This is a genomic window from Desulfopila sp. IMCC35006 (assembly GCF_005116645.1).
In the GTDB taxonomy this organism is placed as follows: Bacteria; Desulfobacterota; Desulfobulbia; order Desulfobulbales; family Desulfocapsaceae; genus Desulforhopalus_A.
On the sequence record NZ_SWCM01000008.1, the window covers coordinates 74,192 to 100,186 of the forward strand.

General features: G+C 49.0%; 21 protein-coding genes and 1 riboswitch. Of the genes, 15 read left to right on the forward strand and 6 right to left on the reverse strand.

Annotated features, from left to right (window positions below; genetic code table 11):
• Positions 1–51: 51 nt before the first annotated feature.
• A complete protein-coding gene (locus tag FCL47_RS14385; RefSeq protein WP_136814217.1) occupies positions 52–915 on the reverse strand; it encodes an NAD(P)-dependent oxidoreductase in 864 nt (287 codons plus the stop codon).
• Between the two features lie 482 nt (positions 916–1,397).
• Positions 1,398–1,595 (reverse strand): hypothetical protein, encoded by a 198-nt coding sequence (locus FCL47_RS14390; RefSeq protein WP_136814218.1) that lies wholly within the window; start codon positions 1,593–1,595, stop codon positions 1,398–1,400.
• A gap of 309 nt (positions 1,596–1,904) precedes the next feature.
• On the opposite strand from FCL47_RS14390, the gene FCL47_RS14395 reads away from it, so the two are divergent.
• From FCL47_RS14395 to FCL47_RS14410, 4 genes are all read left to right on the forward strand, one after another.
• Positions 1,905–3,668 (forward strand): diguanylate cyclase, encoded by a 1,764-nt coding sequence (locus FCL47_RS14395; protein WP_167496497.1) that lies wholly within the window; start codon positions 1,905–1,907, stop codon positions 3,666–3,668.
• Entirely contained in the window at positions 3,649–4,413 is a 765-nt protein-coding gene (locus FCL47_RS14400; RefSeq protein WP_136814220.1) for a DUF362 domain-containing protein, read from the forward strand. The genes FCL47_RS14395 and FCL47_RS14400 overlap by 20 nt, the downstream gene beginning before the upstream one ends.
• Before the next feature lie 120 nt (positions 4,414–4,533).
• Positions 4,534–6,231 carry a methyl-accepting chemotaxis protein gene (locus tag FCL47_RS14405; protein ID WP_240744252.1) on the forward strand — a complete coding sequence of 566 codons (1,698 nt, stop codon included), beginning with the start codon at positions 4,534–4,536 and terminating at the stop codon, positions 6,229–6,231.
• Positions 6,232–6,464: 233 nt separating this feature from the next.
• Positions 6,465–6,749, forward strand: coding sequence for a hypothetical protein (locus FCL47_RS14410; protein WP_136814221.1), 285 nt, complete (start codon positions 6,465–6,467; stop codon positions 6,747–6,749).
• A gap of 63 nt (positions 6,750–6,812) precedes the next feature.
• Here the strand turns inward: FCL47_RS14410 and FCL47_RS14415 are convergent, their stop codons facing one another.
• Positions 6,813–7,112, reverse strand: a complete 300-nt coding sequence (locus FCL47_RS14415) for a hypothetical protein (protein ID WP_136814222.1) — start codon at positions 7,110–7,112, stop codon at positions 6,813–6,815.
• On the opposite strand from FCL47_RS14415, the gene FCL47_RS14420 reads away from it, so the two are divergent.
• Positions 7,111–8,499 carry an FAD-binding oxidoreductase gene (locus tag FCL47_RS14420; protein WP_136814223.1) on the forward strand — a complete coding sequence of 463 codons (1,389 nt, stop codon included), beginning with the start codon at positions 7,111–7,113 and terminating at the stop codon, positions 8,497–8,499. The two genes, FCL47_RS14415 and FCL47_RS14420, sit on opposite strands and share 2 nt — an antisense overlap.
• Positions 8,500–9,261: 762 nt before the next feature.
• Positions 9,262–11,043 carry an L-lactate permease gene (locus tag FCL47_RS14425; RefSeq protein WP_136814224.1) on the forward strand — a complete coding sequence of 594 codons (1,782 nt, stop codon included), beginning with the start codon at positions 9,262–9,264 and terminating at the stop codon, positions 11,041–11,043.
• Positions 11,044–11,257: 214 nt separating this feature from the next.
• Here FCL47_RS14425 and FCL47_RS14430 read toward each other — a convergent pair whose 3' ends face one another.
• Both FCL47_RS14430 and FCL47_RS14435 read right to left on the reverse strand, forming a co-directional pair.
• On the reverse strand, positions 11,258–12,178 hold the full coding sequence (locus tag FCL47_RS14430) for a CoA ester lyase (RefSeq protein ID WP_136814225.1): 921 nt from the start codon (positions 12,176–12,178) through the stop codon (positions 11,258–11,260).
• 259 nt (positions 12,179–12,437) lie between these two features.
• Positions 12,438–12,623: a hypothetical protein gene (locus tag FCL47_RS14435; protein WP_136814226.1), complete on the reverse strand. Its 186-nt coding sequence runs from the start codon at positions 12,621–12,623 to the stop codon at positions 12,438–12,440.
• Between the two features lie 542 nt (positions 12,624–13,165).
• On the opposite strand from FCL47_RS14435, the gene FCL47_RS14440 reads away from it, so the two are divergent.
• The 4 genes from FCL47_RS14440 (at position 13,166) to FCL47_RS14455 (ending at position 18,827) form a co-directional block, all read left to right on the forward strand.
• Entirely contained in the window at positions 13,166–15,277 is a 2,112-nt protein-coding gene (locus tag FCL47_RS14440) for an acetate--CoA ligase family protein (RefSeq protein ID WP_136814227.1), read from the forward strand.
• Between the two features lie 71 nt (positions 15,278–15,348).
• Positions 15,349–15,684: a cupin domain-containing protein gene (locus tag FCL47_RS14445; protein WP_136814228.1), complete on the forward strand. Its 336-nt coding sequence runs from the start codon at positions 15,349–15,351 to the stop codon at positions 15,682–15,684.
• A 195-nt stretch (positions 15,685–15,879) separates the two neighbouring features.
• The gene (locus FCL47_RS14450) at positions 15,880–16,938 is read left to right on the forward strand and encodes a PAS domain-containing sensor histidine kinase (protein ID WP_136814229.1); all 1,059 of its coding nucleotides are present in this window, start codon (positions 15,880–15,882) and stop codon (positions 16,936–16,938) included.
• Positions 16,939–17,147: 209 nt separating this feature from the next.
• A complete protein-coding gene (locus tag FCL47_RS14455) occupies positions 17,148–18,827 on the forward strand; it encodes a cache domain-containing protein (RefSeq protein WP_136814230.1) in 1,680 nt (559 codons plus the stop codon).
• Positions 18,828–18,926: 99 nt separating this feature from the next.
• Here FCL47_RS14455 and FCL47_RS14460 read toward each other — a convergent pair whose 3' ends face one another.
• On the reverse strand, positions 18,927–20,534 hold the full coding sequence (locus FCL47_RS14460) for a carboxylesterase/lipase family protein (RefSeq protein ID WP_136814231.1): 1,608 nt from the start codon (positions 20,532–20,534) through the stop codon (positions 18,927–18,929).
• Between FCL47_RS14460 and FCL47_RS24575 the strand changes: the two genes are divergently transcribed.
• The 5 genes from FCL47_RS24575 to FCL47_RS14480 all read left to right on the forward strand — a co-directional run bounded on the left by FCL47_RS24575 (position 20,523) and on the right by FCL47_RS14480 (position 25,900).
• Entirely contained in the window at positions 20,523–20,690 is a 168-nt protein-coding gene (locus FCL47_RS24575) for a hypothetical protein (RefSeq protein WP_167496498.1), read from the forward strand. The two genes, FCL47_RS14460 and FCL47_RS24575, sit on opposite strands and share 12 nt — an antisense overlap.
• Before the next feature lie 313 nt (positions 20,691–21,003).
• The gene (locus tag FCL47_RS14465) at positions 21,004–21,705 is read left to right on the forward strand and encodes a Crp/Fnr family transcriptional regulator (RefSeq protein WP_205747331.1); all 702 of its coding nucleotides are present in this window, start codon (positions 21,004–21,006) and stop codon (positions 21,703–21,705) included.
• A 157-nt stretch (positions 21,706–21,862) separates the two neighbouring features.
• Positions 21,863–23,752, forward strand: coding sequence for an anaerobic carbon-monoxide dehydrogenase catalytic subunit (gene cooS / locus FCL47_RS14470; protein WP_136814232.1), 1,890 nt, complete (start codon positions 21,863–21,865; stop codon positions 23,750–23,752).
• Between the two features lie 124 nt (positions 23,753–23,876).
• Positions 23,877–23,978: riboswitch (TPP riboswitch) on the forward strand.
• Positions 23,979–24,077: 99 nt separating this feature from the next.
• Positions 24,078–25,340 (forward strand): NRAMP family divalent metal transporter, encoded by a 1,263-nt coding sequence (locus tag FCL47_RS14475; RefSeq protein WP_136814233.1) that lies wholly within the window; start codon positions 24,078–24,080, stop codon positions 25,338–25,340.
• The gene (locus FCL47_RS14480; protein ID WP_136814234.1) at positions 25,340–25,900 is read left to right on the forward strand and encodes a hypothetical protein; all 561 of its coding nucleotides are present in this window, start codon (positions 25,340–25,342) and stop codon (positions 25,898–25,900) included. The genes FCL47_RS14475 and FCL47_RS14480 overlap by 1 nt, the downstream gene beginning before the upstream one ends.
• The last annotated feature ends 95 nt before the right edge of the window (positions 25,901–25,995 follow it).

The window sequence follows — 25,995 nt, forward strand, 5'->3', positions numbered from 1 at the left end:
GGAAAGTCCGGAATTACGCTGCATATCGTCAGTGGCCATGCTGGTAACAGCCTAGCGGATGATGGCTTTTAAGACCGCCGAAAAGTCTTCATCCGCACCGCCTGCCAGCCTTTCCTTGATGTACAGGTTGTTGGCGGCGCCGGCGGTAAAGAGCGGTTGACCGTATTCATCGGCCATTTGCAGGGCGAGCCGCATATCTTTTTGCATATGCCTGAGCGGAAAGGCGGTTGCAAAGTTGTTTTGGGCCATCTGTGGACCCTTCAGGCGAAACATCGGGTTATCGATGGGACCCTGCGCTAGAACATCGAGAATATCGGTTGCCGTGAGACCTGTTTTATCGCCAAGGGCAAGCCCTTCACCGAATGCGGTCATCATCGTCCCCATGATCATATTGACGACCAGTTTCATCTGGGCGCCCTGGCCGGTCTGATTAAAGAAAAAAGATTTTTTGCCCATAATCGCAAGAGCAGGGGAGGCATCCTGGAATAACGATTCATCGCCACTGCATAGAAACACCAGGGTGCCATCTTCGGCAGGCTTCTTGCTGCCGGTAACCGGCGCTTCCAGAAAACGGCCGCCTTTGGCCTTAACCGCTTCAGCTATGCGTTGCGAGGTCGCCGGGTCGACTGTTGAAACATCGATATATGCTTTCCCCGGCCCCATACCGTCCAAAACCCCACCTGTGTCAAAGAAAAGAGATGTCGCAGCGGCCGGATCCGAAACCATGGCAAAGGTGATATCGCACTGGGTCGTTACCTCGCCGGGGCTGGCGCCAAGACTGGCTCCTTGCTCAACCAGCGGCATGCATTTTGCTTTTGTCCGGTTCCAGACGGTTACATCAAGGTCGGCGCCAATGAGGTTCGCAGCCATGGCGTTGCCCATGATCCCAAGTCCTAGAAATCCATATTTTATCATGTGGTTATCCTCCTCTATAGACGTAAATGAACAGTCGACTCCCTTATGGATCTGCCCACCGAAAAGATAATGCCAAAGCATCGGCTTTACGACCCGCAAAATGATTTTTTAGAGAAGAGATGCGGTGCGTGTCCGGTCATTAAAGTTTTTGGCAAGTATCATTTGAAATAGCATGGAGTTGGTGGTAACAGATCTGATGACTGCTGCGGGTCAGGATTCTAGCCGTGCTGAATTGGGACAGTGCAGTCAATAGCCTGAAAAGGATAGTGCCTGGAAATTTGGGTTCCCTTCGTGCTCGCTTCCTCATTAATTTTGATAATCCCAGGCGGACTCCCTTTGAGGTCTGGGTGCAGCGATGAATACCTCCGCTGCCATTTTTGCCAGTTCACTGAAGGAATATATTAAAAGAGAAAAGGTGCAGAGGTGGTTTAATCGTTTCGGTGGCAGCGCTCTGCTCACTGCGGGTGTTGTTAGCGCAAGCCTCAAACAAACAACATAATTGGGTTAGTGTCACGTCCCAGAGCAGCCTGCTGAAACGCCTCATTGAATTTGACAGGAACCTTTCTCCGGCACTTGCCATTGCTGCCGGAGTTGTCGGCCCGTGGTTCTTCCAGTGGTTTGGAGGTGGCTGCGAGAATTACGGCCATGGCGAGCGTTTTGATTTTATTACTTCTTTTCATCGCGCACTTCCTTGATAGGATTGGTAATTATGAAGATGCAAGCCAGACATCAAAATTAAAGGGGACAACTTTCATTCATTATATGGTAACAAAGGTACCCTAAAAGAAGATCGACCTGGCAATATTGAAGAAAAAAGTGGCCCTGCTCTAAAGAGCATGTCTGGCCAATGGCCTTACCCGATGTATAACCTGCAACTCATCCGGGCCGTTCAAAAATATCCGGCACCACGCTAATCCCTTGATTGAGTAAGTATGACAATGATGAGTGATCTCAAAGCAAGAGTCCAAGCAGCTTTCAGGAGAAAGCCCATGGGTTTCCGCTTACAGATAATGCTGATTCTGGTCTCCCTGAGCATTATCTGCACCGGCCTGATGAGCTTTATTGGCTACACTGTTACCAATAAACTCAACAAAGAACTGGTGCTAAACAGTCTGCAGGTGAAGGTCGATGACACGTACAATCTTATCGACTCAGCAGTAAACACCTCAATCAAAAATTATCTCGGCACCATAGCCGAGATTGATGCGGAAATTGTCGAATCGTATTACGCCAGATTCAAATCTGGAGAACTCACCGAAGACGCTGCCAAAAAAGAAATCGAAAAAATACTGCTTGCCCAGAAGGTCGGCCAGACCGGTTATGTGTATGTGGTCGACTCGCAAGGTCTGCTGCAGGTTCATCCCTATCTGAAAAACACGGACCTGTCCAATTTTGATTTCATTAAAACCCAGATTGTACAAAAGCAGGGATATCTGGAGTATTCCTGGAAGAACCCAGCTGACCGCATAGAGAAGAAAAAAGCGATGTCCATGACGTATTTTAAGCCATGGGATTATATTATATCCGTATCCTCTTATAAGACGGAATTTGTAAACCTGGTCAATACCCAGGATTTTAAAGCGAACATTCTGTCCACCGTCGTTGGTGCAACAGGCTACATGTTCATCATGGATTCGAAAGGACAATTAATCATTCATCCGAAACAGGAAGGGGCAAGCATATATGATTCTGTCGATTCGCAGGGAAAAAAATTTATCCAGGAAATCATCAAAAATAAAAATGGGACGGTGGTCTATCCCTGGAAAAATCCTGGGGAGGAATCTGCTCGGGATAAAATAGTTGTTTATAAATACTATCAGCCTATGGATTGGTATATTTGCAGCGGCGTCTATGTCAATGAACTCATTAAACCCGTTCAATTGCTGAAAAAGAAGTTCAGGATTATCTCTCTTTCCATTCTGCTCCTCTCTATCCTGATATCACATATCTACAGTAAAGCGATTTTACGGCCTGTTAAAATGCTTATTACCGCGGCCGAACGGGTTATTAACGGAAATTTCGACATAAACATAAAAAATGTCCGGAACGACGAAATTGGTCATCTCACCAATATCTTTAACCAGATGATCCTGAAAGTGAAGATCTATATGGAAAGTATTCGTATGGCCAATCAAAAGCTGGAAGAAGCAAATGTTGGTCTGGAACAAAAGGTAAAGGAACGAACCGAACAGCTGGAACTTCTTTCCAATCTTGATGGTATGACAGGTATTGCCAATCGGCGGAAGATGGATGAGTATCTCAATCACGCATGGGAACTCACTTTACGCAACAAACATCCGTTGTCGCTGATCATTCTGGATATAGATTTTTATAAAAATTACAACGACACCTACGGGCATCCCGCCGGTGATGAATGCCTGAAGAAAATTGCCAGGGCTATTTCGGTTTCGCTCAAACGGTCAACCGACTTTGCTGCCAGATATGGAGGAGAGGAATTTGTGGTTATTCTCAGTAATACAGATCAAGCTGGCGCAGCTGAAGTGGCTGAAAACATAAGGAAAAAAATAGAGGGTTTAGAGATTCCCCATGTCTCGTCTCTTGTTTCCAGCTATGTCACCGTGAGTCTTGGTGTAAGTACGTTGCTGGATTTTCAGAATCAATCGCTCCCTGCCTTTATCCGGTCGGCTGACGAGGCATTGTATGCGGCAAAAGAATCAGGCAGAAATCGCTCAATTGCTGTTGTATGTCCGGCAAGGCATGAAGGAAATGACCATGGATCTGATAACTGTTGATTTCACCTCGTATGAAAACGCTGTCACGAAAGCGCTCGATGCCATCAGGGCCCACGAGCGTTTCGCCGCACAAAAAGCAATTCTGATAAAACCGAATTTAATCAATACGTCTCCGCATCCGATAACCACTCCGCCGGCCTGCTGTGAGGCGATCATTCGCTATATCCGGAAATATTCGCAAGCAGAAATAGTTATCGCCGAAGGCTGCGGGGATAAAGACATGGAAACCGCGGAGGTCTTTCAGGCCCTTGGCTATACCGCAATGGCAGACAAATTTGATATTCCGTTGGTGGATTTAAATCATGCTCCCCTGAAGTCAGTGAAAAACCCCGCCTGTTCTGTGTTTCCGGAAATGCATTTGCCGGAAATCGGTTTTAGCCATTACATCATTTCGGTCCCTGTCCTTAAAGTCCATTCTCTTGCCGCAATGACCGGGACTTTGAAGAATATGATGGGATTTGCTCCACCCAGATTCTACTCGGGCAGGCATGGTACCTGGAAGAAAGCAGTATTCCATCATAGAATGCAGCAGTCCATTGCTGATTTAAATAAATACCTTATCCCCAATCTGTCGGTGGTGGATGGGAGCATTGGCATGGCTGAATTTCATCTCGGCGGCGCGCATTGTGATCCGCCTGTCCGTAAGGTAATAGCCGGATACGACCCCTGGCAGGTAGATCGTCGGGCGGCGGAGTTGTTGGGACTGGACTGGCGAACAATCGGCCATGTTGCCGCTGGTTTGTAAAATATTTTTTTGACTTCTTCCTCGGCTTTGATGTTTAATGTTAGTTATAATAAATATTTAATGACTGCTTGTGGATATTATACAAAGTCCTCTATCACAAAATTCAATGGAAAACCTCATATGACGACACGTTGGACAATCGGCAAGAAATTGATCGTTTCATTTACCGGCATTGCTTTTATTTTTATCCTGTTTGGCGTTTTCGCTTTGACAACCATCAACGCTATTAAGATCAAAAGCCCACTGTATAATCAGCTCATTGATAAAAAAGATCTCATCGCCGATATACTGCCGCCACCGGCCTATATCATCGAGAGCTATTTATGTGCCATGGAGGCAGCTACTGCTGAAGAAGATCCTTCGGTGCGTGAGCAGCTGCTCGTGCGTTTGAAGGAATTGTCAGATGGCTCCGGTTACTATCAGGAACGCATAGATTACTGGGACAAGAATCTTCTCGATGAAGAGATTCGCCCGGCCTTTCTTAAAGACTCCGTCACATATGCCCAGCAATTTTTCAGCATTGCCTTGGGCGAATTCTCCTCTGCCATTAGAAATAATCAGATGGGGAAAGCCAGAGAAATTTTTCTGCAACAGCTCAAGCCCGCTTATATTAATCACCGTCATGCCATCGACAGGGTGGTCGAGTTGGCCAATGCCAACTTTGCCCAGCTAGAAATACACGCGGCCGATGAACTTCAATGGCGGCAATATGCTATGCTCATTGTTTTTATTGGTGTTGTGGTTCTGTCACTTACTCTCGGTGCCCTGATATCTCGAAATATCAGCAAACCGATAACCGTCATCGTTTCCATCTTAGAAGGTATTGCACAAGGTGATTTGCTGCAGAAAGTGCCCGCTGGGTTACGGCGCCGAGGTGATGAGATCGGGCAAATGGCCCAGTCGCTGCATACAATGGTTGAGCAGCTTGGTTCGATGATCAGAGAGATCGTAGTCGGAGTCAAAAAGCTTACCTCTTCGTCCACTGATCTGGCTGCAGTTTCCAGGCAGTTATCGTCAGGCGCTCGCGACACGTCTGAAAAATCCGGTGCTGTTGCTGCCGCCAGCGAAGAGATGAGTGTCAACATCCAGTCTGTTTCGGCGGCGATGGAGCAGTCGTCAAATAATGTCAATATGGTTGCTTCTTCCACTGAGGAGATGATGGCAACGATCACTGAGATAGCCGGCAACGCTGAAAAGGCGCGATCGATCTCCGAGGGTGCGGTCAGCCAGTCTCGTCTCGCGTCTGATAAGATGGATTCCCTTGGTGAATCGGCAAGGAACATCGGCAGGGTGACCGAAACGATTACCGAGATATCGGAACAGACCAACCTGCTCGCTTTGAATGCGACTATCGAAGCGGCCAGAGCGGGCGAAGCGGGCAAGGGATTTGCAGTCGTTGCCAACGAGATAAAAGAACTGGCACGGCAAACGGCAGCGGCCACCGTTACTATAAAAGAGCGGATCAGCGAGATCCAGTCCACAACCTCAACAACGGTGGTGGATATCGGTGAGATTTCCACGGTGATTGTTGAGATTAATAGCGTCATCAGCGGTATCGCCAGCGCCGTAGAAGAACAATCGGCCGCATCCAACGAGATCGCCGGCAATATCTCCCAGGCTTCTCAAGGAATTGCGGAAGTCAACGATAATGTGGCGCAAAGCACGCTGGTCATTGCCGATATAACCCGCGAAATAGCCCAAATCGATCAACAGTCACATCAGGTGGTAGAGGGCAGCAGTCAAGTCCATTTGAACGCTGAAGGATTATTCGACCTGGCTTCTCAGCTGGAAACTCTCATGAAAAAATTCAAGGTTTGATTGGTAAGACGAAAACTCTGAGGCTTCTCAGTTAGCCCCTCCCCCCCCCATTTTTTTTGTGCTGATCTGGAAAGAGTCTACTTCTCCAGATCAGCACGACGCCGATCCCTCCAGCAGCAATAATTTACGACCTTTACATTGTGGTATAAATGCTGAATGTATCCCTATGAAACCGTCCATCTTGGGACGGAGTGTTTGTTTTATTGCGCATACGATGAAAAGGAGAACTCATCATGAAAGATACATTATGCCAGATGCCCTCAGCCTATGCTGATCAGCCCACTGCCACCGTAACGCTGGAAATGCCGGTTGAACTCGTCGAGAAGTTGCAGGAAGCAGCCGCCCTGGACGGCACTGATTTTCAGGCAATTATTAATTGCTACGTTCAGCAGGGTCTGCGTAACAGTACGGCGGAGGTCAGGCGCCTGCAATTTGAAGAGCATGCCAAAAAAATCCTTGCAAAACAAGGTGTTGATTCCGGTGCAGTCGAGCAGATCCTGCATAAGGTCGAGTTCTGAGACTGCCCGTTGTTGCTGCCGGTTGCTTGTTCTCGTGATCTTAGGCGGCTGAGGATATTGGGGTCACGGGGAACGGGGTGCCGGGTCAAATGAAAGGCTTGTTAGGCGGGGAATCCCGCCGTCCATGCCACCCTGCTTCGGCGGTGGGTCAATGGCAAGTCTGCCGATAGAAAGCACCACCACGAACAGCGTATTGTATCTGCACGCAGAACTCAAACAATTGAAATGAAAGATTGAACAGTTGCCGATGGAGCCCAGCAAGTGAGGCAGAGCAGCAAGCCGGTAAAAATCGGCTTTACGATTGTCACCCTTTGTTTGATTGCGGGCCATCAACCGCAATAGAGTGGAGGAGGATACTACCATGAAAACATTGCAAGCTGTAAAAATCGATGCGTTGAAAAAGAATCACCAGGGACAGATCCTTCTCCCGGACGATGGAGTAGCCTATGATGCTGCACGAAAAATATGGAACGGCATGGTCGACAGACATCCTGCGCTCATTGCCCGTTGCGTAACCGCTGCGGATGTCGTGTGTGCAGTAAATTTTGCGCGAAACAATAAGCTGCTGCTTGCCGTCCGCGGCGGTGGGCACAATATTGCCGGTAATGCCGTATGTGACGACGGTCTCGTCATAGATTTATCCCGGATGAAAAAAGCGAGTGTCGATCCAGGCAAACGCCGTGTGGTAATTGAAGGTGGGGCGACGCTTGCAGACCTTGATGCGGCGACCCAGGTCCATGGTCTGGCTACCCCGCTTGGAATCAATTCCACCACCGGCGTTGCCGGCCTGACACTTGGTGGCGGCTTTGGCTGGTTAAGCCGCAAGTACGGCATGACGGTCGATAACCTTGAGTCTGCCGAGGTAGTAACCGCAGAGGGAAAAATCATTCGTGCCAGTGATACCGAACATCCCGACCTCTTCTGGGCATTGCGGGGAGGCGGCGGTAATTTTGGTGTTGTCACCAGCTTCGAATTCCGGCTTCACCCCGTCGGGCCGGATGTGCTGAGTGGCTTGATCGTCTACCCAATTTCCGAGGCGAAGTCGGTGTTGCAAAAATATCGTGAATTTCAGGCCGAGGCGCCTGACGAACTTTCTGTGTGGATCGTCCTTCGTCAGGCACCGCCTCTGCCTTTTCTGCCAGAGGCGGTACATGGCAGGGAGGTCCTGGTGCTGGCCCTGTTGTATGCGGGCGACCCAAAACAGGGGGCGTCGCTTACAGAGCCGTTGCGCAAATTTGGCACGCCCTTAGGGGAACATGTCGGCGTCCAGCCGTACTCCGCCTGGCAGCAGGCTTTTGATCCGCTGCTGGCCCATGGCGCGAGAAACTACTGGAAATCGCACAACTTCAGAACGCTCGACGACGGTTTGTTTGATGCGGTACTGCAGTATGTCAAGACGCTTCCTTCGCCGCAGTGTGAGATATTCTTCGGCGCTATCGGTGGCGCTGCTACACTGCCGGCGCCGGATGCCACGGCATACGCACATCGAGACACCCTGTACGCAATGAATGTGCATGGTCGCTGGGAGGACCCGGCTGACGACGAACGCTGTATTGACTGGGCGCGCAGTTTTTTCAAGGCCTCTGCCCCTTTTGCCAGCGGCAGCGTGTATGTCAATTTCCTCACAGGGGACGAGAGTGATCGGCTCCGTGCCGCTTATGGGCCGAACTATGATCGTCTTGCTCGGGTGAAGCGGACGTATGATCCAACCAATCTCTTCTGTATGAATCAAAATATTAAGCCGGCCTGAGAAAACAGTACATGCAAATCAGCCGCACAGGATATTTATCCTGATGAAATCCCCCTAGACATCCTTGAGCTTGCCCAGATCAGTTTTGCAACCGGGCGGCTCAACATGGATGCCTACCTGCAAACCAGGCAGAACGGCACCTGGGCCGCAAATCCCGTAGATACCAGCAGCGCTTCGCTATGCAGAGGATCGCTGTCAACGCCTTCAACAAAAGTACTCCTTTTACCAAATTTTCGGTCTGCCCGCCTCTCGCAGGGGCAATGCATGCCATAAAAAACATAACACAAACAAGAGTCTCTCTGTGGTCTTGGCGCTATGATCCGCCGAGCTAACAGGCCAAAGGTATTGATAAAATATTTTTCACCCATAATGGTCCTTCCAAAATTGGTACTACCAATATGGCAATACAGGTACATGATAGGGCGAAAGGGCAGGATGGAAGAATTTTGCTAAGATATTGAAATAATTGTATAATAAATATTAATTTTGGGTATTTAATTCTCGTTGACAAATAAATATAATTCCAGTATTTAATTGGTCATACCAATTTTGGAGGCTGGAGCTGGTGGACGGAATTGGCAGCACCGTTCCTGGTTGTCAGGCGTTGGCAAACAATTCGATATTGCAAATTATAGGAGGAGAAGCGGAAGGTATGTAAAGAAGAAACACCCCCTTTTGGATCATTTCTCAAACTATTTCTGTGTAGTCCAATCAACTCATCTGAAATAAAAAACAACTCTATCCGCCGCGGAGGAAAATCTTATGCCCTGGCAACAAGTTTATAATCCTTTTGGCAATATTGGGCTGTCTGCCCTTATTGCCTCTATACCCATTATTTTTCTTTTCTGGGCTTTGGCATGGAAAAGAATGAAAGGCCAGTGGGCCGCTCTGGGAGCAACGGTACTGGCCATCATGGTAGCGATAATCGCCTATGGAATGCCGGTGAAATTAGCTCTTCTCGCCACATTAGACGGAGCTCTTTTTGGCATATTTCCAGTTTGCTATATTATTGTAACAGCCTTGTTTATTTACCACCTGTCGGTCAAGACCGGACAATTCGAGGTTATTAAAAACTCCCTGGCCTCCATCACCGACGACCGCCGTATGCAGGCATTGCTCATCGGTTTTTCCTTTGGTGCCTTTCTTGAGGGTGCAGCGGGCTTTGGTACCCCTGTTGCCATCACCGCGGCAATGCTGGTTGGTCTGGGCTTCAACCCTCTCTACGCCGCCGGCGTCTGCCTTATTGCCAATACGGCTCCGGTCGCTTTTGGTGCCATCGGTATCCCGATCGTTGTCGCCGGCCAGGTTTCAGGCATTCCTGAAATGGCCATCAGTCAGATGGTTGGCCGCACCCTGCCGTTTCTGAGCGTTATCATTCCCCTCTATCTCACCGTTTTGATGGCTGGATGGAAAAAAGGTCTGCAGGTGTGGCCGGCATGTTTTGTCTGTGGCGGCTCTTTTGCTATTGTTCAATTTCTGACCTCAAACTACATGGGGCCTCTGCTTCCGGATATCCTTGCGGCAATAGCCTCCATCGTCTGTTTGGTTCTGTTCCTGAGAAAATGGCATCCTGAAGAGAGCTGGCATTTCCCGGGGGAAAAATCCAGTCTGGGACGAGAGAAACTCCAATACACCGGCGGGCAGGTTTTCCGGGCCTGGGCACCATTCATTATTCTGTCCGTCTTTGTCGCTGCCTGGGGCATTCCGTCTATCAAGACGGCGCTGGATCATTTATTCCTCGTGAAATTCGAAATCGCCGGTCTCAATAACATGATCCTGAAAGGGGCGGATCCCATTCACGCGATTTATTCTCTCAACCTGCTGAGTGCAGCGGGAACTGCCATTTTATTTGCCGGAATTTTTTCTGTGCCCATCACCGGTGCGAGCGTTCAAACTGGCATTACGGTCGCCATAGAGACGGTCCAGAGACTGTTGTGGCCTATTTTTACCATCTCAATGATCATCGGATTTGCCTACATCTTCAACTTTTCAGGTATGGTTGTCACCCTGGGTGATGCATTTGCCTCAACGGGTTCGTTCTTTCCGTTTTTTGCCCCATTTCTTGGCTGGCTGGGTGTCTTTATGACAGGCTCTGATACCTCTTCCAATGCTTTTTTCTCGAAACTGCATGTGGTAACCGCCCAGAAGATTGGTGTTGATCCGGTTGTCCTGGTTGCGGCAAACTCCTCTGGCGGCGTCTGCGGCAAGATGATTTCTCCCCAGTCTATTGCGGTCGCCACCTCAGCGACGGGTCTGGTCGGCAAAGAGGGCGATATTTTCCGGTTCACCCTGAAGCACTCCCTGATCCTGTGTTTTGTGGTCGGTATTATGGTTACCCTGCAGGCATATGCCCTGCCATGGATGATCCCTGCATATGACAAAGCCGAAGTGGCAGTCAAGGCGGTTGCTCAGGTTGTATCCTCTGTGGGGGTAAGCTATCTGATCGGTGTTTTTGCCCTGGTTGTGGGTATTACGGTACTTTCTATTGTCGTTGGCAGTAAAATCACCGCCAAAGAGGGGGCGAACGAATTCCACTTCCATTGATAAGTGGCTGCGTTCCAGGTTGTCTGAACCCAAGGAGCAGGACTGCAGTTTTTTCAGTCCTGCTCCTCTTTTATGCAGTTTCTTCTCCGGCAGCCCGGGGATTGTACCTGAGTGATGATAAATCCGTCAGATACAGTCAAATCTTCCCCGTCCAGATTGATTTTCGTCGCGAATCTGGTCGTTTTTGATTCCGGGCTGCTGTCTTCCCCGTTGATCAGGTTCGTGTCAATTTAAGGTATCGTGCCTGTTCCCAGAGTTGTTTTGCCATGCGCACCGTGGCCTGATCAACCATACGCCCATCCACGGCGACGGCGCCCCTGCCTTCGGCCGCCGCATTTGCATCAGCCTCAAGTACTCTAGCCGCAAGTTCGATATCTTTTGGTGAAGGGGTGAAAACCTCGTTGATGATGTCGATCTGATCAGGGTGAATGGCCCATTTACCATCACAACCGAGAGCACAGGACATTGTTGCAGAACGACGTAATCCTTCCGGATCCCTGAAGTTTCCATAGGGCGCGTCAATGGCAAGACAGCGGTTGGCCTTGGCTGCCATAATCATTCTACTTAAGGCAAAATGCCAGCGATGTCCGGGGTACAGATCCTCTTCCTTTTCCCCATGTCCGGAAATTGATACCAGCCGTGCTCCCACCGAGGCTGAGTAATCGGCAATACCGAAGACAAAGGTTTGCAGGCGATTACTTTCTCGGCCGATAGCCGCAGACTTGAGTAAACCTTCGGCTGTCTCGATCGAAACCTCAATGCCGAGGTGAGGGGAGAGCTTCTTGTTCATCTCGATACCGTCCAGCATACGGTCGACAAAAGATATATCGCCCGGGGCATTCACCTTCGGAACTACGATGGCGTCCAGAATGTGGCCACCATTTTCAACCACCTCAAGAAGATCGCGATAAGCAAACGGGGTGTCGAGAGAGTTGATGCGGACGGTGACGGTTTTGCCGGTCCAGTCAAGGTCGAGCAGAGAGCGAATTACCTGTGCGCGGGCCTTTTCTTTTGCATCTACCGGCACACTGTCCTCCAGATCCAGCATGATGACATCGGCATTGCTCGCAAGAGCCTTGCCGTGCATCTTTTCTATATGTCCTGGGACGGATAAATTGGAACGTCTGGGTTTCATATTATCTCCTTTATTGCATGAAATCGGCCTACCTTTTCAGTAGTGGAGATTTAACCATGGAACCATCTCGAAGTCCCGCAATATCGATCCCTTATTGATGCTTTGTCATCATGTTTGTAGGCGGTATTCCGCAAGAGCACTTCTGTTGCAGCCAAAACACACAAAAAAAACCCTGCTGAAATATATCAGCAGGGTTTTTTTGCGACAGAGCAGGATACTCCCGATCATGGTTGGCAGATCGGGGGCACCCCACTCAAGCTTACCAGCTGTCACCAAGAACGAGACTGATGTCCGTGCACTTTTCCCGTTCGCTCTCGGTAAGGTCTTCGCCTCTTTTGAAATGCTTCAGATCATCCACATAACAGGCATACTCTTTACCGTTTTTATCATGTACGAAGACCATGTTATTATACTCTTTGGAAATTATTTCGCCTCTCATACTCATAATATCACCTCTCGGATTCAGTTGAATAGTTGTGTCGGTCAACTCTCAATTTGCTTCTCATTAGTTTGCCATCCATGATTCCATTCCTCGTTGACCTGCTTATACAGTATGTCTTCTCTTGACGAATGCAATAGGTAGTAAAAAGTAGAATATAAATAGTAAAAACTATCATAATGGCCGAAAAATTATGTCGCAAGCATCTGAAGAACTTCTCCAAGCGTGAAACAGGTGCTCAAGGTTTGCTACGCTCTGGCCTGACGACCTCTGAGCGATAGAATATTGGCTTGTTTTCCATGGCGCCTATGATAATGTTGCATCATATCGACTGAATGTGACAAGAAGCAATGCCGCACATTGTTTTCCCGGTTTTTTCGTATCTGTAGGGCTTCTCCCATTCTCAGTTACCATTTTCTGGTACTTGTGAGCGTGTGCCTTTTCACCAGAATATTGCGCAGGCTTATGGTATTGAAATGGGCTGACTGAAACCGTGGCTGTCGAGTGGCGGAGAGGTTGAAAACATACTTGAGCAGGGGATAGTGAAAATGGCTAAAAGGCAGATGGATTTTTTGGAAAGCAGTGCGCTGTTGAGTCAATACGGTATTCAGGCAGATGGCCGTCAAGTGTACTCCATTCTGGATGCGGAACGTGCCGCCGATGCGTTTGGCTATCCTGTCGCAGTCAAACCTGTTTCAGAAAAAATCATCCATAAATCCGATGACGGGACCGTTTTTTTAAATATAAAAACGAAAAGTCAACTTCAACAGGCCTGCGCATCCATTGAAGAAAAAATGGGTGGTTTATCCGGAGAGAACAGGGAAGGCCTTCTTGTTCAGAAAATGGCGGAAAAGGGTTTTGAGCTGTTAATCGGGGCAAAACAGGACCCCGGGTTCGGGCCGGTGACAATGATCGGTATTGGCGGAATTTTTGTCGAGCTTTATTGTGATGCCGCCATGGGCATTGGGGTTCTTGCCAGAAATGATATTGAACGTATGCTGACGAAAACCCAGGCCGGCAAGGTCCTTGACGGGTTTAGAGGGCAACGGTACGACAAGGAAATAATTATCAATCTGGCCGTGAATATCTCAAAACTTATGGCGGCCAATCCGGATATCAGTGAACTCGATCTCAATCCTGTTATTGTCTACGAAGAAGGTTGCGCCATTGTCGATGCCAGGCTTATTCGTGATGAGAACATTGTCAAACCCCTGGCAGAGAATATCAAACAGTGGAAACTGGATAGTATCGATGCCATTTTTAATGCTAAATCGGTTGCGGTCATCGGTGCCTCCCGTCCTGGTACTCAAGGCGGGGTCATTTTGAAAAACTGTTCTAAAATCAGCAAGCTGTATCCGGTACATCCGAAACTTGCAAAAATTCACGGCCTCATCTGTTATCCCTCTCTGAAAGATCTGCCGGAAATCCCGGAAGTGGGAGTCTTTGCCGTAAATTCTGAGAGGACAGTGGCCATTTTTGAAGAATTCTGCAGGATGGGTGGGAAAGGGGCCATTATCTTCAGTGATGGCTTTGCCGAAATGGGACGGAAGGAACTCGAGGAGCAGCTGGTGGCGATAAGCGAAACCTATAAGGTCGCTTTTATCGGCCCCAACTGTATGGGTGTCATCGATACCTTTACCGGTCTTAATACCAATTACATTCCTGAGCAACGTTCTGTGCCTGTTGCCAAACCCAACTGCGTCGGGGTTATTTCCCAAAGCGGCGGTATTGGCCTTGAACTGCTGGAAATGTTCAGTGCAGATAACCAGAATCTGGGGAAATGGGTTTCTATCGGTAATGCGGCATGCACTGGTGTACCGGAGCTCTTGGCCCATATGGGTAATGATCCGAAAATAAAAATCATTGCCATCTACCTGGAAGGCGTCGCCGACGGCTTAAAGCTCATGAAAATTGGCCGGGAGGTCGCAAAAAAGAAACCTGTCCTGATCATCAAAGGAGGCACCGGGGGGGGCGCCGAAGCAGCGCTTTCCCATACCGCATCCCTCGCCGGAAGCCACGAAGCCTTTAAAGCATGCTGCGAACAGGCTGGATTTTATCTGGTGGAAGAGCTTACCGAAGACCCCAAAATATTGGTCAATGTCATCTCGATCCTCACCAGTCAGCCAAAGACCGAGAGCAGCAGGATCGCAGTGGTCAGTGTTGGCGGAGGAGCGGGAATTCTTCTTGCCGATCAGGTCACCGAGGAAGGCATGTCGCTTGCCGAATTTGCCCCTGAAACCAGAAAACGAATGAAGGCACTGATCGAGAAAAACCTGAAACCCGAGCAGCAAAGTCAGAGTGAGACCATTCTGAGAAATGTCGGAAACAATCCGATTGATCTGTTCGGAAACTGCAACGATGAGAGGCTTCTCGAGTCTATCCGAATTATAGATAAAGACCCCAATACCGATGTGATTGTGGCCGCCATTTATCTGCAGGTCCCGCTTCTCTCGGAATATCTGCCTGAAAGATTGGTCGAGTTGAAGGAAGAGCTGACGAAACCACTCATTATCTCTCCCAGAGGTTTTTCAGAATATGTGGACCGGTGCAGAAAGTATATGGCTGATAAAAAGCTGCACACCTACACCGTTCCCATGATGAAACCTCTCAGTATCGCCATTAAAATCTGGAAAAAATACGGCCATTCATTTCTTGATTAGACGGATGGGAATGTGATCGGTGCCAAACCTTTAGGCCAAAACCTCAATGAAATGATAAGGAGTGTCTCGCAATGTTTTGTAAAAATAATACGGTGGAGTATCGAAAGCTTCTGGAGGGCGTCGAGCTGCAGACCCTTGTCCATGGCGAAAAAACCCTGATGGGGCGATTTAAACTGGCCAGAGGTGCTAAAATTCCGCCGCACAAGCACCCGCATGAGCAAACGGGACTCCTGATTTCGGGGAGACTGCTCTTTACCGTCGAGAATAAGGAGCGCGAGGTTGAAACCGGCGACAGCTGGTGTCTGCCTGGCGGCAGGGAACACGCTGTTGTTGCCCTTGAAGATTCGGTTGTTGTGGAAATTTTCTCTCCGGTCCGCGCTGATTATCTTCCCGATACGCAGGAATAATTTGGGGAGTTTTTGAACTGGACTGCCAGGCAGCAATATTTCACTCTGACTCCGTGCTCTCTCTGGAGTCAAGTGGAAAGGTGGAGTGACTGTAGCGGGAGGTGTTTTTCTGTAGTCAGGTGCATGAATTTTTAAAAATCCACTTGTATTCGATATGTTACCGCATAATTATCCTCTTTTGGGAGTTCCAATGGTATGACCAGTAATTTACATCAAAGGTGTCCTGAGATGATGGCGCTTTTGCGTCACACTGAGGACTCGATATTCTTCAAGGATATGGACGGCAGATTTGTTTTGGTGAGTGAAGCCAAAGCGAGACGATCAGCGGTTTTCTGGGAGGATATGATTGGCAAAACCGATTTTGATTTTCTCCCTTTAGAAGAGGCACAGAAATGTCGTGATGATGAAATTTTCATTATGGAAACAGGAAAGTCATTAGAGGACAAGGAGGAGGAGCTGACGCGCTTAAACGGCACAAAATCATGGATTTCTGTTTCTAAATTTCCCTGGAAAGATATCAGCGGCGAGATTATTGGCGTGATTGGAATTTCCCGGGATATCACCAAGCGTAAAAAGTTAGAGAACCATATCCTGCGAATGCTCTCCATTGCAACGCACGATATGCGATCGCCTATTGTTTCCATTGCTTTAACTGTCAAGTTACTGGCAAGAGGAAGATTTGGCGAGGTCAGCGAAAGTGTTAAGCAGACGCTGCTCGACGTTTATAATCGCATGATGAGACTGGAATTAATTATCAAGGAATATTTAACCAAATCCAGTGTCATGAGTTCCGGTAAAATAGGGAGGAAACAACTCCTTGACCTCCGTCAGGATATCATTGATCCGATTCTCGGAGAATTTTCACGGGAGATTGAAGAGGGGGATCTTCAGATTGACAATCGTCTGGGCGGAATTCCAGGCGATAAAATTCTTGTTTCTGCCAATAAAAACTGGTTGGCCATTGTGTATCGAAATCTTCTTTCTAATGCTATTCGTTACACTCAAAAAGGCGGTGTGATTGCGTATGGGTTTGAAGATAAGGGAAAGATGTACCATTTTAACGTGTACAACAGCGGAGAAATCATTCCGATAGAGAAGAGAGGGGCGATTTTTGAAATGTTTGAGAGCGAGGGGAGCTCAGGTATTGGGCTTCCTGTAAGCCGTGAGCTTGTGCGACGTCATGGTGGAGATCTGTGGTGTGATGAGTCGCCTGATGGACATCCCAATTTTGTTTTTAGCATTCCCAAGGAGTAAAAAAAAGCGATAGTCTTGTAATCGTGAGTTGCATGATTCCATGCAGAAATCATTTAATATCACGATTTCAATTACTTGGCACGACCCTGATCAAGCCGCCTGTTTCTTGTCATTGTATATAGAGCTGGTATTGTGTATTACCGTGTTTGTGGTATCCGATGAAAGAGTTTCGCTGATATGAAGATGTGGATGAGTGCTAAGGCCTGGTTATGAGATTTTTAACGTTAGGATCAATAAGTAAAAACCTTGCTCTATTGATAATCCTGGCGGTTTCTCCCGCTCTGGCCATCCTTTTTTACTCCGGCCTGGAGCAACGGCAGCAGTCCATCGAAAATGCCAAGCGGGACGTGTTACTGCTGACGCACACCATAGCCGAAGCGCAGAAAGAAATTGCCCGCTCCACCAAAAATATTCTCGCCACTCTTTCTTCCCTTTCAGCAATCCAGGACATGGATGTTGCGGGCAGCGCTGAAATCCTGAAGGCAGTGCTGAAGAAAAATCCTCAATACAACAATATGGCGTTAGTCGATCTCAGCGGACAAGTCCTGGCTGCGGGTGGCACTTTTTCGCGAATAAATCTGGCCGATCGAAAACATGTTCGAGAGGCCATAGACAGGAGAAGGTTTGCCGTTGGTGAATACATTGTGTCACGGGTTGGGACTTCTGTTCCTGCCTTTGCGTTCGCTTATCCCGTACTCGACCGCAAAGGGACCCTCAAAGCCATCTTGACTACTGCCGTCAAATTGACCAGTTTTTCCAGTTTCTATAACTTCTCGACCCTTCCTGAAAAATCCTTTGTTGGCCTGACCGACCATCAGGGAATTCGGTTGTTTTATTATCCTCAACAGGAAAAAACCAATCCCATCGGTGTACCGATTCGATCCCAAAATTGGCAAATGGTCAGTAAAGCGAAGGATTCCGGCATATTTTTAAATACTGGATCTGATGGCATAAGTAGAATTTTTGCCTACGAGCAAGTTCGTGTCGAACCCGGGGATCCCCCATATTTATGTGTTTGGGCAGGTATCCCTGAAGCCTATGTGATTGCGCCTGCCAACGCTATACTGACCAGAAATTTTTTATTAATGCTCCTGGCAACAGTGCTCTCTCTTTTCGTCTCCTGGGTGGTTGGAAAAAACATATTAATTTCTCCTCTGCAAAGTCTTGTGACTTTGACACGAAAAATTGCTCAGGGAAACCTTGACGTGCGCAGCGAAATTACTCCTAAAACCCGGGAGCTTGAAAAGCTGACCAAGGCTTTTCATGAGATGGCGGATGCCCTTACTCTGAGTCGTAGAGTGCTGCTGGAGAGTGAGGCACGCTTTCGCCTGTTGATGGATAGTCTGGATATGTTTGTTTATGTTGCTGATATGCAGACGTATGAGATTTTGTTTGTCAACGAGAACGCCAAAAAACAATTTGGCGACGTTGTCGGCAAAAAATGTTGGCAGGCCATACAGCAAGGTCAGGATAGGCCTTGTTCCTTCTGCACCAATAAATATCTTCTGACTGACGACGGTCAGCCGGGAAAACAGTACAGTTGGGAGCAAAAAAATACGGTAACCGGGACGTGGTTATATATGCATGACAGGGCAATACAGTGGATTGACGGTCGCATTGTACGGTTGCAGGTTGCAGCTGATATCACCGACAGGAAAAAAATCGAAGACGAACGGGAACAGCTCATCGATCAGCTTAAGGACGCGTTGGCTGAAATTAAAACTTTAAGTGGCTTCCTGCCAATTTGTGCATCATGCAAAATGATAAGAGATGATAAAGGGTATTGGAATCAGTTGGAAACATATATTCGCGATCATTCTGAGGCGGACTTCAGCCATGGTATCTGCCCGGATTGTGCGAAAAAATTATATCCTGATCTTTATCGTTGAAAACCCCTGAGGCAGCTGCCTGTGATGCGATCACGTCTGATGGATCGGCCAGATTGTAGCTGCAACGGAAGCTAAGGGTGTCCTGAGGGATGTCAATGACTAATGGTTCCTGTTGACAAAGCTTTTATTATGTAAAGATTCCACCAGATTAAGCCTTTTGGCCCAAGGGTCCGATTCTGACGTTGATGCGTCAGCACCTCTGTTGTCAAAAACCATGATGATTTCCTTTTTGCTGTTAAATGGGGTCCATCTGGGCAACCCTTCCCCGTTCGGGGAGCCGGTTTTTATGAAATTGACCCAATATCTGAATACTAAAGATGCCATGGCCTGGTCTTTTTCTGTCAGGTCAGCCCCATACTTTGTGCTGAGTGTGTTAAAGGCATATGGAACGTCTGTTGAATGGTAAGCCCCGGACCAATCAGACTTCTTGGAATCAGCCACGTAACCGAATCTGTATCCGTATACAGGTGCAGGCTGCTTACTTGCTTGCTGCATTACAAAGCGCGCTGGCTCCACCATCAATATATCGCTTGCGATCGCCTGAGCTATTGCTTGTGGTGATTTGCTTCCGTTGACGCCATAGGCACTTCGTGCCTCCTGGTATTTATCTTCGCCAAATGGAGCGAGTGCTTCCTGTACGGTTTCAACAGTCGGAGGCAGACCGATATCTGCATCAGTCGTCCCCACAAGAACGGGCATATTGAGACCTTTACCTCGTTTATAGGTTTCTTCGGGCAGATTCACCATGAGAGTACCATCCATTATCGGACCCGAGTACGTCGGATCATTCATGGTTGCCATACTGAGACCGTTGACGATATCTTTTGCCGGTAAGTTGCGAAGTGCATCAAGCGCTCTTTGATCCTGCCCCTTGATCCCCATTTTACGGGCGAACGCAACACCTGTAGATTCGGCCGAAGCCATTCCCTGCGAGTTTGCGGCCGAGAGCAACCTTATGCCGTTACCCCCGCGGCCACCACCCGATTGAATGATGGCCCGCTTATATAATCCTTGCGAAAGTTGTGATGTCAACAGGACATGAACAGAAAAGCCACCAGCAGATTCACCCATAAGGGTCACCTGGTCGGGATCGCCACCGAAATTCCGGATGTTTTCCTGAACCCACTTCAGTGCGGCGATCTGATCCATGAACCCATAGTTACCCAGCACGCCATCCTTATTTTCCCGGGTCAGAGCCGGGTGAGCAAAAAAGCCAAAACGCCCAATCCGATAATTAAAACTTACGGCCACAATATTTTTTTTGGCAAACTCATGACCGCTGAACATTGCCGGTGACGACCCTCCATTAACAAAACCACCACCATAAATCCAAACCAATACAGGCAAAGGTGTTGTTGGCTCCCCCTCGGGTTTCCAGATATTAAGAAACAGGCAATCTTCAGAGGGGGAAGAACGAAGAGGGGCGTCGTCACCGGGTAGAGGTGCCTGCATGCAGTCATGGCCAAATTCGGTGGCGTTGTATGTTCCGGACCAGTGCTCAAGGGGCTGAGGGGCACGCCATCTTAATTCTCCTCTTGGCGGCTTCGCATAAGGAATGCCTTTAAATACAGTTGCCCCATCTTCGTTGATTCCCTGTACCAGGCCCGACCGGGTCTTTACGACCGGGAGATTCTGCGTATAAATCATAGAAGCCGTTAATGTTAAAAGAGCACAGGTTACCAGCAGATAAATGCTATGTTTCAACATCTTCAGTCTCCTCTCAAACCTGGGGCCTTGTCTGCTGGCGGACGCACCGTGACACTTCTCTTCCTGACCCTGCACGTTGTTTCAGACCATAGTATGGGGAACATTGATGCCGAGGGGGAAGTCCTTGAAGTGAATCAGCATATTTTGGGCAAATGACAATTTGGGCACAACCGCCTTGAACGCAACATAAAGTGAGCAGAACTATTGGTCAACTGTACAGATCCCGTGCCGATCTCGGTCTCTTGTGCCTGTTGCATGATGTCGATTTTCGGCTGGTTTATGCTTTGCCATGGGACATAGATCCATGATGAGCATGTAGCGACGTTTGGCTGATGTTCATTCATACATGAAAGAGTAAGATCTTTTGGTAAGAATTCAAACCCGACGAATCTGTTCTTTTGCGTAGCTTTTCTAATATTAATGCTGTTCCCGGCGCATTGTGTCGTTTGAATGGTAATCATAATGAAATATGAACAATATCTTTGCCGGAACCGGAGAGAGAAAGGAAATGAAATTTTTAGAAGAAAATCTGCTCGATCACCTGCAACGTCCCGAATTTGCAGAGCTTCGTTCCGTGCTGACCAGTCACAAGTTTTCCAAAGGTTGTTATATCTGCCAGCCAGGGACGGGGGCTAATCGCGTGTTTATTGTAGAGAGCGGAAAAGTCAGAGTCTATCTTGGCTACGAAGAAAAGGAGTTTAATCTGGGGATACTTACAAAGGGTGATATTTACTCCACGCATAGCGGAACATTTGTCCAGGCCCTGACCGATGCTGTGGTTCTGCTGACAGATGTAACAACATTCCGAAAGCGGATGGTTGGCGATCCTGAAGTAACCAAGGCCATGGTTCGCGTGCTGGGCAATATTTTACAAACCTCATTTACCATAATTGATGGACTGGCCTTTAAAGATGTGAATGCACGTTTGGTTGCGCTGCTTTCAAATGAGGCCGGCAAACATGGCGTAACTTTTGCGGATGGCAGTGTTCAGATTCAGCTGGACTTATCTATTGAACAAATTGCCCGCTTGGTCGGTTCTACACGGCAAACAGTCTCAATGCTCCTCAATGATCTCGTGCGAGCAGGTCTTGTCGAGCGACCAGGACGGGGCCGATTCCTCATTGCTAACCTGTCGGCCTTGGAATCCGTTGGGGGAGTCATTCGCTCCTGAAACAATTGTTGCAGTATTTTGTCTTCTGTCGGCCAGGCGACAGTTTTGTATGGCTCTTTGCAGTAGTGTTCTCACTTCAGTGAACATTCTAGCTGTTGCATTTGTACTAAAGCCAGAACGGCTAGATAACAGAGCAAATACTTCTTGAGGAGTCATCATGTCCAAACAACCCACCCCTGCAAAAGAATTAACTATCTGGGAAGACGCCCAGAAAATGATTGAAAAAGCGAGAAGAGACGGGGTGGAGACCGTTTGGGATCGCTTTGCACAGCAGCAGCCGGGATGCAAATTCTGTGAGCTTGGCTTGACCTGTAAAAATTGCAACATGGGACCGTGCAGGATTAGTCTCAAGGAAAATGGCAAAATGCAGCGAGGGGTCTGCGGGGCTGATGGAGATGTGATCGTGGCGCGGAACTTTGGCCGCTTTGTTGCGGGGGGAGCGGCAGGGCACTCAGACCATGGTCGTGATCTTATTGAAGTCCTTGAAGCTATTATCGAGGGTCGGGCGCCTGATTACAAAATAACCGATGAAAAAAAATTGCGAACTGTTGCCGCAGAGCTGGGAATATCCACTGAAGGCCGGGAAACAATACCAATCGCGGAGGATTTGGTAGAAGCCTGTTTTGCTGATTTTGGCAGCCGCAAAAAAGAACTCGGTTTTGTCTGCCGCGTCCCCGAGGTGCGCCAGGAAATCTGGCGGAAGTATAAAGTGATGCCACGGGGGGTGGATCGGGAAATCGCCGAAATGATGCATCGTACGCACATGGGGTGTGACAACGATGCAGTGAGCACCATGCTGCACTCCGCCAAAACCGCGTTGGCTGATGGATGGGGTGGGTCCATGATCGGCACCGAGCTGTCCGACATTATCTTTGGGGTGCCTACCCCTGCAAAGTCCCAGGTGAATCTTGGGGTCATTAAAGTGGATATGGTCAATGTCCTTGTGCATGGTCATAATCCGGTGGTATCTGAGATGGTGCTGGCCGCAGCGCGGGATCCGCAGATGCTGGCTCAAGCGAAAAAAGCTGGAGCAGCAGGTATTAATATCGGCGGCCTCTGCTGTACAGGCAATGAACTTCTCGGCAGACAGGGCATTCCTATGGCCGGAAACCACCTGATGACAGAGCTGGCAATTGTCACTGGTGCAGTGGAGGCGGTTGTCGTTGATTATCAGTGTATTATGCCAAGCATGGTTCAAGTCGCCGCCTGCTATCATACCAAATTTATCACTACTGCCGATAAAGCCCGGTTTACCGGGGCTACGCATATTTCTTTCAACACCGCAACCGCTGCACAACAGGCAAGTGAAATAATAGAGATGGCCATAGAGGCATATGCGGTCCGTGATCAGTCTCGGGTGGAGATTCCGGTTGCACCGGTAGACGTTGTCACCGGTTTTTCCAATGAGGCTTTGTTAAATATGTTGGGCGGTAGTCTTGATCCGCTGCTCGATGCCATAAAAGATGGCTCTATCCGCGGAGTGGTGGCTATCGTGGGGTGTAACAACCCTAAATTCCAGCACGATTCGCAAAATGTTGGACTGGCTAAGGAATTGATTAAAAGAGATATCCTGGTCCTGGCCACCGGATGTATTACAACGGCGGCAGGAAAGGCTGGACTTCTGGTTCCCGAGGGCAGCGAAATGGCCGGTCCCGGTTTAAAAAAGATCTGTTCCGCTTTGCATATACCTCCCGTTCTCCATTTTGGTTCCTGTGTCGATAATTCAAGAGTTATTCACCTTTGCGGCTTAATAGCGAATGCACTGGGGGTTGATATCTCCGACCTGCCGGTTTGGGGTGCATCCCCCGAATGGTACTCTGAGAAAGCTGTTGCTATCGGCCTGTACTGTGTGGCCTCCGGAATCCCGGTGCATATAGGAACACCGCCACAGATAACCGGATCTAAACTGGTGACCGATATTGCGTTAAATGGACTGGAAGAGCTGTTTGGTGCAGCCTTCCTGGTCGAGCCTGATTATGCACAGGCCGCAGAAAAGATGGATGAGCGGATCATCGCCAAACGATTAGCTCTTGGCCTTTCTGCCTAAGCCTGCAGGACACTTAGCTCTTGTTTTACCCTTTAATTCAAGGGCTAAGTGTGACTGGAGGAAAACTGTAGTGCGTAGCGACATAAAAAAATTGCTTTTTTCATCAGAACTCATTAGTAAAGGTTGATTCCGATTGGGGTGTTCTGCAATAGCTGCGGGGCTGAGATTATACCCATCGAACCTGATACAGCTCATACTGTCGCAGGAAACTCGGAGATCGCTTTTTCCCGCCGGATTTTTTTCTCCTGCCCCAGCAAAGCCATCCCCGTCTCCCTCGACAGTCGTCAGTATCGACAATCCCTGCACCTACGAGAGGAGACAGTTCATGAAAACCGGCATACCCATTTCCAATTCCCCCACCGCTTCGGAAGGGGAGGTTCAAGGTACAAGAAAACTCTGGGAGCAAATCAGAGAAATGGGGCCGGCGTGGATCATCAGCGCCGTTGCCTGCGGACCGGCGACTTTGGCCAGTGTCGCTATTGCCGGCTCAACCTATGGGTATAAAATGCTCTGGGTGGTGATCTTAAGTGCAGTATTCGGCACCACCGCACAGTATCTTGCTGCCAGGGTGGGTATTCTTGAAGGGATGGGCATTATCGCGGCCACGGAAAAACACCTGGGTAAGTGTTGGGCATGGATCCTTACTGTCGATGCCCTCCTGGCAACCTGGCTGGCGGCGATGGTACTGATGAACGCACTTTCCGGGATAACGTCTCTGGTTACCGGTGTTGACACCCCTTATTGGGGTCTGATGTATGGAATTCTGATTGGCCTTTTTCTGGTGCGTAAGGGCTACCGGAAATTTGAAACCCTCTGCAAGCTCCTGGTGATTTTCGTGGTGGCTTGTTTTGTGGCGACCCTTTTCATGGCCAACCTCTCTCTGCCGGGTATTCTTGGGGGGCTGATTCCCAATCTTCCTGGCGGGATCGACGCGGCCCTGATGATGGCAGCTATCATGGGTGGTGCGGTGCATATCACTATTATCGGGATGCACACCTACAACACCAATGCCAGAGCATGGACAACGAAAGATCTGTCCCTGGCGCGTTTCGACACCTTCTCCTCCATGGGACTGGCCTTCGGGCTCTACAGTGTGGCCATCTTTCTGGTGGCCGCAGCCGTGCTCCACCCCAACGGGATCGTTGTGCAAAAGGCAACAGATGCTGCCCTTGCCCTCAGACCTCTTTTGGGCGACAACGCGATGAAGGTCTTTATGGTCGGTCTGTGGGGCGCCACCCTGTCCACCGTTGCCCCCACCTTTATGGCCGGGGCCTATTTTCTCGCCGACAAGATGGGCTGGGCACTGGAGGTGAAAGATAAGCGTTTTGCCGCAGCGGTGTTTGCAGGATGCCTGTTGAGCATGCTCGGTCCTTTTGTCAAAGGCAGCTTTTTCCTGCTGCTCCCGCTGATGCTGGCCCTGGGTCTTACCGGTACGCCTCTGATTCTCGCCATCATACTTTACCTGCTCAACAGGACGCATGGCACATTGCGTAATTCTTTTCTTCTTAATTGCATGGGAGGCATCACCTTTCTGGTGACCTCGTTTCTGGCGATACGGTTCGTCCTGACAAAGTTCGGGGTCATGTGATGACGAATTGCGCTATCGAACCCTATCTCAACCGTCAGACGGTGGTTGCCGGAGATGTCAACTCCGGCAAGACCACCCTGACCACCAAAATTCTCGAACATTTTGTAAAGGCCGGATACGGCCAGCAGATCGCGGTTCTCGATCTGTCGCCGGACCCGGTCCGGGGGATCGGCGGCAAGCTGTCATTGGGGGAGGATACACCGGTTTTGTATCTGACCGCGCACATTATTGCTCCCCGCCTCATGGGCAGGGATGCAGCGCACACCCTTTGCCTGGCCAAGGGGAATGCCCGTAAAATAGAAGCGCTGTTTGCCGAGTTCAAGAGACGGCGGCGGGATATTCTTTTTGTCAACGACGCAACGCTTTATCTGCAGTCGGGCAGTCTCGCCTTGTTTCTCGAGACGCTTTCGATGAGTTCAACCCGAATCATCAATGCCTACTATGGGACCACCTTTGCGGAGTCGGAGCTGACTCAGCGAGAAAGACGGCTGACGGATGCCTTGATGACGGTCAGCGATAAGGTGATTCGCAGCCAGGGAAAGTGCAGCGATCCAAAATAAATAGGCATAAGAACAGGCTGGACCCGGATTACGTGGCGATGAGGTGCAGAGCTTCGGCGCGGTGGTGCTTGGGCAACGACTGGCAATAGACAGAT